A 12,782-nucleotide genomic window follows, 5' to 3' on the forward strand; every position below is an offset into this window, starting at 1 on the left:
CCCCCTTCGCAGGGGGAGGAGCTAAAGCAAAAGCCCAAAGCGTGGCTCAATCGACTCCCTCCCGGTGAAGAAGAGGAGTAAAGGCAAAATCCGTCGTAGTGAATTACTGAGCACAAACCTTCCGGATCTCTGCCACCAGTGCTTGTGCCGCCGGTGACAGCAAACTCCCGGCGCGGAATGTCAGGCCGATAGCGCGGTGCGTATCGGCCAGATCCAGCGGCAGTTTGACCAGTTCACCGGACTCAAGCTCGTGCTCCAGCTGGCGGGCTGATACCGCTGCCAGCATGTCAGAACCCAGCAACAGCCCGCGTACAATTCCCAGATCACCGCTTTCAACCACCGGATCGGGTGGCGGCATGTTCATTGCGGCAAAACTGTTGTCCAGCAACCGTCGGGCGGGCGTTTCGGCGCGGGGCAATACCCAGCGGGCCTCGCGCAACTGCGCCTTCGTCACTGCGCCGCTCAGCAACGGATGCCCTTTTCTCGCCAGTATTACCATGCTTTCGGTAAACAGCGTTTCAGTTGTCATATCCGCCGCGTAATCACTGGAACGCAGCGCGCCAAAAATAAAATCCACTTCGCCGGAACGCAGTTCCGATGCCAGTGCGCTGAACGCACTTTCGTTGGTCACCACTTTTACGCCACTGTAGCGTTGCGTGAGACCGATAATCGCCTGCGGCAGTAACCGCGTGCGCCCGAGTGGCAACGCGCCGACCTGCACTGTGCCTTCCAGCACGCCACGGCGGGCGGCAATATCAGCGGGAATGTGCCGCAGTTCGTTGAGCGCGCGGCGCAGGTTAGGCACGATCTCCTGCCCGGCCAGCGACGGCATCATGCCGTGCGGCGTGCGTTCGAGCAGCGCCAGACCGGCGCCGTTTTCCAGCACTTTCAGGGCGGCACTGACCGCGGGCTGGCTGAGGCCGAGCAACGTCGCGACCGTCTGCATATGCCGCGTCTTGCACAGCGAGATAAAAATTTGTAAACGCCGGACGTTGAACAGATACAGCGGTTCGGTATCACCGCGCCTTTGCCCGCTTTTGCCCTGTAATTTCGCCAGCTGCGAGGGGATCTGATGCAGCTCGCCAATCGCCCTCCGCGCACGTGGCAGCACGCATTTACCGAAATCGGTCAGCAACATCCCGTTGGCATGACGCTCAAACAGCGGGACGTCGAGCGCCTGTTCCAGATCGCGGATCGCCCGCGTGACCGCCGACTGCGTGCGGTAAAGTTCATCGGCCGCACGGGATACGCTTCCCTGATCGACAACCTGACAAAATGCCCGGATTTGCATCAGGTTACTCAGCATCTCAGACTCTGCCATCCCCTTCTCCTGTCAGTTTCTTTCAGTGACATCCCTCAGCACTATAACCTAAATAATTCACGTTACGGGAAGGCGGCAAGCGAGAGCACCCGATGAGCTTACATAAGTAAGTGATTCGGGAGATTGAGCGCAGCCAACGCATCCGCAATGTGAAGTATGACGGTTATATAAATAAAATGCATACCTCCTGCGCTCAAATGAATTACCCGTCACGTGCGCAGGCTGACAGCATGGTACTCAGACATTTTGAGAACAATAAAACCAAGGACACCCTCATGACTCAGCCAAAAAAAGATGATTCTAAAAGTGCATTAGTCGTCAGCGCCCACTCCGCCGATTTCGTCTGGCGTGCGGGCGGTGCCATCGCCAAACATACCCAGGCCGGTTATGCCGTCCACATCGTTTGTCTGTCTTTCGGCGAGCGCGGTGAATCCGCCAAACTGTGGCGTAAAGGCAACATGACGGAAGACATCGTGAAAGCGTCGCGTCGCGAAGAAGCCATGGCGGCCGCTGAAATTCTCGGTGCCACCGTTGAGTTTTTTGATATGGGCGATTACCCGCTGCGCGCCGATAAAGAATCGCTGTTCCGCCTGGCCGATGTTTACCGCCGCGTGCAGCCGCATTTCGTGCTGACCCATTCGCTGAAAGATCCGTACAACTACGATCATCCGATGGCGACACATCTGGCGCAGGAAGCGCGGATTATCGCGCAGGCCGAAGGCTATAAACCGTGTGAAACCATCGTCGGCGCGCCGCCGGTTTACTGTTTTGAACCACATCAGCCGGAACAGTGCGACTGGAAACCCGATGTTCTGCTCGATATCACCGACGTCTGGGACAAGAAATATCAGGCCATTCAGTGCATGGCCGGTCAGGAACATTTGTGGGAGTACTATACCCGCGTCGCCCAGCAGCGCGGCGTGCAGGCCAAACGAAATGTCGGGATCACCAGCGCCAAAAACATCGTTTACGGCGAAGGCTATCAGAGCATCTTCCCGCGCGTAACGGAGGATTTAGCATGAGTCTGGTCGGCAAAAAAGGCGTCGTGGTTCGCCATATTCCACGGGCAAATAAAGCGGACGTGACTGCTCTCGCAGCCTTTGGCGTCGCCACCGTACATGAAGCGCAGGGGCGCAAGGGGTTGCTGGAGGCAGGCATTCGTCCGATTCAACAGGATTGTGCGATTTCAGGCAGCGCGGTCACTGTGCTGACCGCACCGGGCGATAACTGGATGTTCCACGTCGCCGTCGAACAATGTCAGCCGGGCGATATTCTGGTTGTGGCGCCAACTTCCCCCTGTTCCGACGGCTTCTTCGGCGATTTACTGGCAACGTCGCTGAAAGCACGCGGCGTGGTCGGACTGGTTGCCGATCTCGGCGTGCGTGATACCAAAACTTTGCGCGATATGGGATTCCGCGTCTGGTCGCGTGCAGTTCATGCGCAGGGCACCATCAAGGAAACGCTCGGCTCCGTGAACGTGCCGGTGGTTTGCGCCGGACAACTGGTGTATCCGGGCGATGCCATCGTGGCCGATGATGACGGTGTGGTGGTCGTCCGCCGCGAAGAGGTCGCGCAAGTGGCGCAGGCCAGCCGTGAACGTGAAACGCTGGAAGAAAGTAAACGCGCAAGAATGGCAGACGGCGAACTCGGGCTGGATATCTACAATATGCGTCCGCGACTGGCTGAAAAAGGCCTGAAGTATTTCGATTCCACCGAAGAATTAGAGCAAGCCGAAAAGCGCTGAGGAGCCGATATGCCGCAGACCCGAATTCCCTGCCTGCTGATGCGCGGCGGCACGTCCAAAGGCGCATTCTTTCTGGCGGATGATTTGCCGGCAGACCAGACCTTACGCGATAACGTGCTGCTGGCGGTGATGGGCTCACCCGATCCTCGCCAGATTGACGGCCTCGGCGGCGCCGATCCGCTGACCAGCAAAGTGGCGATTGTCCGCCCCTCTGCGCGCCCTGATGCCGACGTCGATTACCTTTTTGCGCAGGTGAATGTCGATAAAGCGGTGGTGGATTACGGGCAAAACTGCGGCAATATTCTGGCCGCCGTCGGCCCGTTCGTCCTCGAACGCCAGCTGGTCAGCGCGAGCGAAGGGATGACACCGGTGCGGATCTTCATGGAAAACACCGGCCAGATTGCGACCGCTCATGTGCCCGTTGAAGACGGTCAGGTTTGCTATCAGGGCGATTTGCGCATTGACGGCGTACCCGGCACTGCGGCCAAAATCAGCGTGGAATTTGCCGATATCGCCGGTTCCAGTTGCGGCGCACTGCTGCCGACGGGCAACGCCCGCGACACGTTCGACGGTATTGACGTCACCTGTATCGACAACGGCATGCCGGTGATTCTGCTGCGTGCTGCGGATTTCGGGCGCAGTGGTTATGAGACCCGCGAACAGCTGGATGCGGATACAGAACTGAAAAAACGCCTCGAGTCGATCCGTTTACAGGCGGGCCCGAAAATGAATCTCGGCGATGTCTCGCAGCGTACCGTGCCGAAAATGACCCTGATTGCCGAGCCGCGAAACGGTGGCGCTATCTCCAGCAGGACGTTTATCCCACACCGCTGTCACGCATCGATTGGCGTGCTCGGCGCGGTCAGCGTCGCCAGCGCCTGCCTGATCCCCGGCAGCATCACCGAAGGGCTGGCACATGCGCCAACGGGCAACACGCCGTTAATCAGCGTGGAACATCCGACCGGCGAATTCAGCGTGGAATTACAACTTGATCCGACAAAAACCGGTGCAGATCGCCTGAAAGGCTGCGCACTGTTACGCACCGCCCGCCTGATTTTTGAAGGCCGCGTCGCGATCCCCGCCAGCATCTGGGACGGCAATCAGGACAATCATCAGGAATCCCATCATGAATAACGTGACCCGCATTACCTTAATTGGCCTCGGCGAAGTCGGCACCATTCTGGCAACGGATCTGAAAAAGCAACATCCGGCGCTGGACGTTGCAGCATTTGATAAGCAGACCGATTCCCCGGTTATCCGTCAGCGCGTCCGTGATGCGGGAGTGAACTTTGCGCTGTCTGTCGAAGACGCCGTGAAAAACAGTCAGATCATATTCTCAGCCGTGACCGCCGCTGAATCGCTGAAAGTGGCCGATGCCGTCGCCCGGCACCTCGCCCCCGGACAGTTCTTTCTCGATCTGAATTCCGTTTCACCCCACACCAAACGCGAAGCGATGGCGTTAATTGAACAGGCAGGCGGCAATTATATCGACGTCGCGGTGATGGCGCCCTATCCGCCCGCACGCCTGAAAACCCCGCTGCTGCTTGGCGGTACGCATGTTTACGCCATCAGCGAATGGCTGAATGAACACGGATTTAACAGCAACGTTCACAGCAACACCGTTGGAGAAGCCTCGGCGATCAAAATGTGCCGCAGCGTGATGATCAAAGGTCTGGAGGCGCTGACCGCCGAATGCCTGAGTGCCGCACGCCAGTACGGTGTCGAACAAGAAGTGCTGGCTTCGCTGCATGCCAGTTTCCCCTCACTCGGCTGGAACGCGCAGTTTCCGCACTATCTCATCAGCCGGATTGCGGAACATGGCAAACGCCGCGCCGAGGAAATGCGTGAAGTGGTGAAAACGCTCGAAGATGTCGGCGTCGCACCGAATATGAGCTCCGGTACGGTGATCGCCCAGCAGGGGCTGGTGGATGCGCTGGCGGCGAAGGGGATCAGGTATACGGATCTGGAGCCGTTTGACTGGGGGAGGACAGTAGATCTTTTACGAAAATAAGTTGCCCCTCTCTCACCTGATCGGAGGAGAAAACCGGTCAACTCCCTCCCCTGCGAAGGGGAGGGCCGGGGTGGGGTATTACAGAAAAAGTCATAACGTTGAAGTTTGCTTTGGCACGTTGTTACCTGGCGGATACTTCAATAATCGTTTCGCCTTTCATACCCCCTCCCCGCCTCCCCCTTCGCAGGGGGAGGAGCTAAAACCAAAGCCGGATACCGTTCGATCCGTTCCGGGCGAAGGGGAGGAGCTAAAAACTCCCCCCGCTCCGGCATAACCCGATGACACCTCGCTACCACCCCACCTGCCCCGCAGACAAGCTCCTGCGGCATCTGACAGCCGTCACCGGCCAGCGGACAGCGTTCGCGAAAATAACAGCCCATCGGCAGATTACGGTTACTGGGAAGCTCGCCCTTTTTATCAACGATCCCCTCATCCAGTGCCCGTCCGGCACGGGGAACGGAATCGAGCAGCAACCGGGTATACGGATGCTGCGGCTCGGACAGCACTTTTTCCGCCGCACCCAGTTCAACTATTTGCCCCAGATACATCACCGCCACGCGGTCACTCATGTGGCGCACAACGGACACGTTATGGGAAATCAGCACGTAGGTCAGATTACGCAGGCGTTGCAGTTCAACCAGCAGATTGAGAATTTGCGCCTGCACTGAAATATCCAGCGCTGACGTCGGTTCATCCAGCACGATGATGTCTGGTTCGGAAGACAGTGCGCGGGCAATGGAAATACGCTGACGCTGGCCGCCGGAAAATTCATGTGGAAGACGGTCGAGGTATTCTTTGCGAATACCCACCTGTTCCGCCAATGTGGCGGCCAGTTCCCGGCGTTCGCGGCTGCTGTTGTGTTTCTGCACATATACCGGCTCAGTGATGATTCGCCAGACCGGCAGGCGCGGATCAAGCGACGATTGTGGGTCCTGAAATACCATCTGCATACCGGAACCAAACCAGGAATTATCATGGCGGGCACGATGGATTTCTCCGCTGCTCGGTTTTTGTAATCCCATCAGCAATTGTGCCAGCGTGCTTTTCCCACAACCGGATTCACCAACAATCCCTAACGTCTCGCCGCGGATAATATTGAGATCAAGCCCGTTCAGCGCATGGACATAACCGGTAGGTTTACCGCGCCAGTTATAACTGGCCGGGAACCGCACGCGCACATCCTGCAACTCGACCAATGCTCCAGCAATCATCAGGAATGCTCCTCAATGTCTTGAATGTGGATTTCAGCAGCATGACGCTGCGGATGCCAGCAGGCGACGGACTGTAGCGGAAACTGAGTCAGCGGTGACAACACAGGGGTGATCAGACAACGCTCGTCGGCGTGATTGCAGCGCCCGCGAAATGCACAGCCTTGCGGCAGTTTTGCCAGATTCGGCACCGTGCCGGGAATGGCTTTCAGCAGGCTACGTGGCTCACCATTCTCCGGAGCGGCCTGCAATAAGCCGATGGAATACGGATGCGACGGCGTGTCGATCACGTCAGCCGTGTTGCCGCTTTCGATCACATGCCCGGCGTACATCACATAAACACGGTCGCAAAGCTGCGACACCACCGCCATATCATGGGTGATGAATAACACGGCGGTGCCGCTGGCGCGGGCTTTACGCTGAAGCAAGCGTAATACCTGACGCTGCACGGTAACGTCCAGTGCGGTCGTCGGTTCGTCAGCAATAATCAGTTCCGGCTCGCAGGAAAAAGCCATTGCGATTAATACCCGCTGGCGCATCCCGCCGGAAAGCTCGAACGGATAGCGCGACATCACCTGTTCTGCATCGGCAATCTGCATGTCATCAAGCAGCCCGATGGCTTTTTGCCACGCCTGCGCCTTGCTGAGCTTCTGATGCAGACAAATGACTTCGCACATCTGACGGCCAATTTTGCGTGTCGGATTCAGCGCATTCATTGGCTCCTGAAAAATCATCGCCACGCGAGCGCCGCGTAAGGTGCGCATCTGTTCTTCACTGGCGTGAACCACGTCGGTGCCGAGCATGTGTAACGCGCCGCCCGTGACAGTGAAGCCATCGGGTGGCAGCAGGCGCATCGCCATCATCGCCGTGACCGATTTGCCTGAGCCGGATTCGCCCACCACGCCGACGATTTCACCGGCGTTCACAGACAGGGACACCTGATTCAGTGCGCTGACTTCGCCGCCGTACACCGGAAAGACCAGTTGCAGATTGTCGATTTTCAGTACCGGCGCCTGGGTTTGTTCAGTCATTTCAGCGCCCTCTGCTTTTCGGATCCAGCAGGTCGCGCAGACCATCGCCGAACAGGTTAAAACCGGTGGCCGTGATCAGGATCGCCACGCCCGGAAACGCTGAATACCACCACTGGTCGAGAATATAATTGCGGCCATTAGACACCATCGCGCCCCATTCTGCGGTCGGTTGTTGCGCGCCAAGGCCGATGAAGCCGAGCGTCGCGGCCATCAGAATCGAGGTGCCGATATCCAGAGAAGCCTGCACCACTAAAGGCGGCATGACGTTTCGTAAAACGTGCCAGGTAATCAGATGCCAGCGCGATGCGCCGAACGTCCGCGTGGCCTGCATATACGCCTGATGCCGTAACATCAGCGTCTGCCCGCGCGCCAGCCGCACATAAAAAGGAATACGCACCACGGCGATTGCCAGCATGGCGTTAAATAAACTCGGCCCGAGTGCAGCGGCCAGTGCCATCGTTAAGACCAGGGACGGTACCGACAGCATGATGTCCATGCAGCGCATGATCAGCGCGTCCACCACGCCGCCGACCACGCCGGAGAAACAACCGAGCAGCGAGCCAGTCGTGCCCGCGATAATGACCACTGCCAGCCCTGCGGCTACTGACTGCTGGCTGCCAATAAGAACGCGGCTGAACAGATCCCTTCCGACTTCATCAGTACCAAACCAGTGCAGCGCGGAGGGCGCCTGCAACCGGTCGGTGAGGCTGATGGCATTCGGGTCATGCGGCACCAGCCACGGCGAAAAAATCATGATAAACAACACGATCAGCATGATCGCCAGCCCAAGCATGGTCAGCGGACTGCGGCTCAGTAAATGGAATGTGCGCCGCCAGTTGGCGAAACGCGGTTTGATGTCCGGTGCCACAATCTCGGCCCGGTGGTTATTGACGCCCGGTTCAATCACTGACATGCCTCACCCCTCACGGCCAATGCGCGGATCGATCCACACATACAGTAAATCCACACATAAATTGACGATGACGTATGCGAACGACACCACCACCGCAAAGCCCATCACCGCCGGGAAATCCAGCGCCTGAATCGAGTTCACCACGTACGCGCCCATGCCCGGCCAGGCAAAAACGGTTTCGGTCAGCACCGCGCCGTAGAGTAAATCACCCATCGCCAGCCCGAGCACGGTGACCGACGGGATCAGCGCATTCGGCAAGGCGTGGCTCAGGATCACCCGCCAGCGGGAAAGCCCGTTAGCGCACGCCGTGCGGATGTAGTCTTCGCTCAGTTGCTCAAGCATCGCCGAGCGAATTTGCCGCGCCACGATACCCATGTGGACAAACGCCAGCGTCAGCGCAGGCATCGCCAGATGTTGCAGACTGTTCCAGAAGGCGTCCCAGTTACCAGTCAGCAGGGAATCGAGGACATAAAAACCGGTGATATTGGCCGGCGGATCCATCCAGTCATCCAGCCTCCCGCCGCCCGGCAGCAGGTTCAGATGACCGTAGAACAGGATGATAACGCCCAGCCCCAGCCAGAAAGCAGGCGTGGATATCCCCAGCACGGAAAGCAAACGCACCAGATGATCCGGGAATTTATTGCGATACACCGCAGACAGCACGCCAAGCGGAATGCCGAGCACAATCGCCAGAAACAGCGCACTGACCGCCAGTTCAAGCGTCGCCGGGAAGAACGCTTTCAGGTCTTCCAGCACCGGACGGCCGGTACGGATCGACGTGCCTAAATCGCCGTGCAGCAAATCACTGACGTAGCGGAAAAACTGCACGTACAGTGGTTGATTCAGCCCCAGTTGCTCACGGATATGTTCGACCATTTCATTACTGGCACGATCGCCCGCCAGCAGGCGCGCCGGGTCACCCGGGATCATATGCGAGATGATAAAAGTGATTACGCAAACGCCCGCCATCACCAAAATCAAACCCCAGCATCTTTGTCGAATCAGAGTCCAAAAAGTCATCCTACCCCCCAGCCAATCCCCTAAATAATCCGGGCTGCAGGAAGGCGGCAAGCTCACAAGTCCCCGGGAGCATGGATATACCCTGTGACCGGGGCGAATGAGTGCAGCCAACGCATCTGCAGTTCGAAGTATGACGGGGATTTATTTTTTACTCATTTGTGAAACGTTAAAAACCTGCTCCAGCATCGGGTTAAAAACAAAGCCTTTAACGTCTTTGTTCATCGCCACCTGATAGTTTTTCTGGAACAGGTAAACGTATGCCGCTTCATCAATGACGATTTTCTGCGCCTGCTGGTAGTAGTCAGTGCGCTGTTTCTGATCCGTGACTGAAACGGCCTTTTTCAGCAATGCATCCACATCAGGGTTGGAGTAGAAGGAACGGTTACCCGGCAGGCCTTTTTTGTCGGACTCAAACCAGTAGTTCATAAACATGTACGGGTCGGCGAAATCCGGGCTCCAGTTACCAATCGAAATATCGTAATCGCCCTGCCCGATACGGTCGCGCATGGTGGCGTTAGCCAGTTTTTCCAGCTTCACGTTGATACCGGCCTGACCAAGGCTGGCCTGCACGGCAAGCGCGATGGATTCCCAGTTCGGATCGTTGTCGGAATACAGGAAGTCCAGCGTTTGTGGCTTGTCTTTGACTTTCTCAAGGTCAGTTTTAGCCTGCGTGAGATCTAAAGTGTATTGCTTCGCCGCCGGGTCGAAACCCCACATCCCCTCAGGGATTGGCCCGCGCATTTGCTTAGCATTACCGCCGAGAATGCCTTTCACCATGCCCTGATAATCCACGGCAGAAGAAATCGCGCGACGTAAATCCACCTGATTCAGCGGCGCTTTGGCGTTATTTAGATACAAATAGGTCACGCGCAATGAAGGGAATTCTTCAACCGCGACTTTGTCTTCTTTCTTCAGCGCAGCCAGCTGATCCATCGGCAGGGAATCGGCAATGTCCAGATCCCCGCGCGACAGTTGCAGGCGGCGGGTAGCACTTTCACCGATAATTTTCACGGTCACACGTTTAAACGCCGGTTTCGTGCCGTTGTAATGCGGATTCGGCACCAGCACCAGTTGCTGACCTTTCTGCCAGCGATCGAGTTTATAAGGGCCGGAACCGGCAGTATGACCCGCCAGCCACGCCTTGCCTTCATCAGCAGGATTGGCTTTGGCAATTGCCGGATTCACGATGCCAGCGCCGTCATTTGCCAGCGTGTAGAGGAATGGCGCGAACGGCGTTTTCAGCGTAAAGGTCACCGTCATCGGATCGACCACCGCGACCGTCATGTCTTTCGGGAAAGCTTCCGACGGCCCCTGACCGATCTTCATCAGACGCCCAAACGACCATTTCACCGCGTCGGCATTGACGTCGGAACCGTCATCAAATTTAGCGCCCGGTTTGAGTTTGAACGTCCAGACCAGTTGGTCCGGTGACGCCGTCCAGCTCGCCGCCAGATCCCCTTCCACCTGCGTCGAGCCTTTGCCGTCTTCGGTTTTGTACTGCACCAGACGCTGATACGCCGGATACGTGACCGTCCAGTCGTTGTTGTCGATAGTCACCGCAGGATCCAGCGTTTGCGGATCCGCCGCTTTACCAATCACCAGCATGTCTTTTGGCACGGCAGCCTGCGCGGCAAAGCTTAAGCCTGACAAGGCGAGAAAAATGGCACCGGCGACCTGGGTTTTCGTATTTTTGCGGAACGTGTTGATTGCTGTGTTGCTCATCGGAGAACTCCTGGCTCTGTCAAAAAGTGATAAGAGACGTGCAATAATTACGCGGCATTCACCGGCGGATAACAGCCGAACCGCTCTTCCAACAACGGATACGTTTTGGCATCCGGTAATTCAAAGTGCCACCACTCGCTGGTGATCCCCTTAAAGCCACCCGCTGCCATCACGGCATTGAGCAACAAGCGGTTACGCTGGATTTGTGGCGGTAAATCGGGATAAAACGGATGCGAAACTTCGGTCATTTCATCAAAGCCCGCGCCCATATCCACCACGTCACCCTGCTCATCCAGCAAGGTCAGATCCACCGCCACACCGCGGCTGTGGTGCGAACCGAGTTTGATATCAACGACGTAATCCGGATTGGGAAACGCCGCCCACAAACAGGCCTGCGCCGCCTGTGGCCGGTAAGCGTCATAGATTTTCAACGTGAATCCGGCCAGCTTCGCTACGTCGTTACAACGCCTCAGCGCGGCGGCCGCATCGGGATGTAACAGGCAGCGGGATTCGCGATAAATCGGCTGACCAGTCAGGTTATCGGCGGTGGCATATTTCAGGTCGATCACTGCATCGGGCAGAATTTCAGCCAGATCGACCAGGGCAACATCAGGTGTTTTCGTATTCATCAATAAATCTTTCCGCTGGGTTAGAAGTTCAGGATTCAAATTGTCCAAGCTGTTTTTGCAGGATCCGGTTGCTGGCCAGACGCTGTTCCACCTCATTGCCGCGCAGTTCGAGCACCGCGGAACACAGCAGATTGAACAGGCAGCTTAGCGGCGCCATCGAATCCCAGAACTGGCCGGTGTCAGTTTTCACCTGCAACAAATCCACCGGATAATCGCGCGCCCACGGACAATAAATGTCGGTGATCAGTGCGACGTTCAGCCCGCGTTCGCAGGCCGCTTCGCAATAGGTTTGCGCCATCTTCGAATACGCGCGGGTGTCGGTCACCACCAGATACGGCTGTGCAAATTCTGAATTCAGGGATTCGACGTAGGTGCCGGAAAGTCCGTCAGCGAAATACACTTTGGGCCGTAAATACTCGAGATAGCTGGAAAAGTTATTCGCGATACCCCGCACCGACTGAATGCCGAGAATAAACACTGCCTCCGCATCGGCCAGACGGCGGCTGACCAGGGCAAAACTGTCCGTCTGCGCCAGCTGGTACACGTGATTAATGGCTTCCAGCTCGAGCGCCAGTGACTGTTCCAGCTTTTCCTGTTGCGGCTGTTTACTGCGTTCGCGATACGCGCCAAGACGATCGGTGACCACCCACGGCTGATAAGAGGTGCCGCTTTGCAGACGCAACGTTTGCTTGAAATGATCCAGATTGCGATAACCGAGGCTGCGCAGATAGCGCCCGACAGAAATCCCGCTGGTCGCCGCACTGCGAGCAATGCTGTCCGCAGTTTCAAAAGGGATCTGCGACAGATTGGCCAGCAAATAACTGGCAATGCGTTTACCCGTTGGTGTCTGCACGGCGAACGAAGCTTCGAGTTGCTCGATCACATCCTGCGCTGGCTGCATCGGTTAATCCTTTGTTGCTTTATTGTCAAAAAACTAGCTGCTGTTAGCAAAATAACAATGCACGGGGTGTGCCAGTTCCCAAAAATGAGTGAAATTTGTGCAGCAGATCTGGATTTATGACGTTTTTATGGCGGGTATCTGGCAAAAAACGTGCAGAAGTTCGGCCAGAATCAAACTTGTCGATAACGGCTGCACAACAATCAGGCAACTTGTGTTTGCTTTTAGTGCAATCCGTCAGTGAAATGGCGCGAAGAGGAGAATAACTGGCAGAGGTTTTAATCA

11 protein-coding genes and 1 pseudogene are annotated in these 12,782 nt (G+C 56.8%); 4 read left to right on the forward strand and 8 right to left on the reverse strand.

Features of this window, described 5'->3' with window-relative positions; translation table 11 throughout:
- Positions 1–103: 103 nt before the first annotated feature.
- Entirely contained in the window at positions 104–1,321 is a 1,218-nt protein-coding gene (locus tag UC15_RS20845; RefSeq protein WP_112290642.1) for a LysR family transcriptional regulator, read from the reverse strand.
- Between the two features lie 275 nt (positions 1,322–1,596).
- On the opposite strand from UC15_RS20845, the gene galB reads away from it, so the two are divergent.
- The 4 genes from galB to UC15_RS20865 are packed head-to-tail and all read left to right on the forward strand — an operon-like array spanning position 1,597 to position 5,076.
- Positions 1,597–2,343, forward strand: coding sequence for a 4-oxalmesaconate hydratase (gene galB, locus UC15_RS20850; RefSeq protein ID WP_112290682.1), 747 nt, complete (start codon positions 1,597–1,599; stop codon positions 2,341–2,343).
- Entirely contained in the window at positions 2,340–3,065 is a 726-nt protein-coding gene (locus UC15_RS20855; protein ID WP_112290643.1) for a 4-carboxy-4-hydroxy-2-oxoadipate aldolase/oxaloacetate decarboxylase, read from the forward strand. Before galB ends, UC15_RS20855 begins: the two co-directional genes overlap by 4 nt.
- Before the next feature lie 9 nt (positions 3,066–3,074).
- Entirely contained in the window at positions 3,075–4,199 is a 1,125-nt protein-coding gene (locus UC15_RS20860) for a 4-oxalomesaconate tautomerase (protein ID WP_112290645.1), read from the forward strand.
- The gene (locus UC15_RS20865; protein WP_112290646.1) at positions 4,192–5,076 is read left to right on the forward strand and encodes an NAD(P)-dependent oxidoreductase; all 885 of its coding nucleotides are present in this window, start codon (positions 4,192–4,194) and stop codon (positions 5,074–5,076) included. The genes UC15_RS20860 and UC15_RS20865 overlap by 8 nt, the downstream gene beginning before the upstream one ends.
- Before the next feature lie 272 nt (positions 5,077–5,348).
- Here UC15_RS20865 and UC15_RS20870 read toward each other — a convergent pair.
- From UC15_RS20870 to UC15_RS20900, 7 genes and pseudogenes are all read right to left on the reverse strand, one after another.
- Positions 5,349–6,287 (reverse strand): annotated as a pseudogene (locus UC15_RS20870) (oligopeptide/dipeptide ABC transporter ATP-binding protein); the annotation flags it as partial.
- Positions 6,287–7,315: an ABC transporter ATP-binding protein gene (locus UC15_RS20875; RefSeq protein WP_112290649.1), complete on the reverse strand. Its 1,029-nt coding sequence runs from the start codon at positions 7,313–7,315 to the stop codon at positions 6,287–6,289. The pseudogene UC15_RS20870 and the gene UC15_RS20875, both read right to left, overlap by 1 nt.
- A 1-nt stretch (position 7,316) precedes the next feature.
- Positions 7,317–8,228: a D,D-dipeptide ABC transporter permease gene (ddpC, locus tag UC15_RS20880; RefSeq protein ID WP_112290651.1), complete on the reverse strand. Its 912-nt coding sequence runs from the start codon at positions 8,226–8,228 to the stop codon at positions 7,317–7,319.
- Positions 8,229–8,231: 3 nt separating this feature from the next.
- On the reverse strand, positions 8,232–9,248 hold the full coding sequence (locus UC15_RS20885; protein WP_112290652.1) for an ABC transporter permease: 1,017 nt from the start codon (positions 9,246–9,248) through the stop codon (positions 8,232–8,234).
- A 141-nt stretch (positions 9,249–9,389) separates the two neighbouring features.
- Positions 9,390–10,970 (reverse strand): ABC transporter substrate-binding protein, encoded by a 1,581-nt coding sequence (locus UC15_RS20890; RefSeq protein WP_112290654.1) that lies wholly within the window; start codon positions 10,968–10,970, stop codon positions 9,390–9,392.
- A gap of 47 nt (positions 10,971–11,017) precedes the next feature.
- Positions 11,018–11,599: a D-alanyl-D-alanine dipeptidase gene (gene ddpX / locus UC15_RS20895; protein WP_112290655.1), complete on the reverse strand. Its 582-nt coding sequence runs from the start codon at positions 11,597–11,599 to the stop codon at positions 11,018–11,020.
- 28 nt (positions 11,600–11,627) lie between these two features.
- The gene (locus UC15_RS20900) at positions 11,628–12,500 is read right to left on the reverse strand and encodes a MurR/RpiR family transcriptional regulator (RefSeq protein WP_112290657.1); all 873 of its coding nucleotides are present in this window, start codon (positions 12,498–12,500) and stop codon (positions 11,628–11,630) included.
- Positions 12,501–12,782: the final 282 nt, after the last annotated feature.

Origin of the sequence: Rahnella sp. AN3-3W3 (assembly GCF_003263545.1) — a bacterium.
Lineage (GTDB): Bacteria > Pseudomonadota > Gammaproteobacteria > Enterobacterales > Enterobacteriaceae > Rahnella > Rahnella variigena.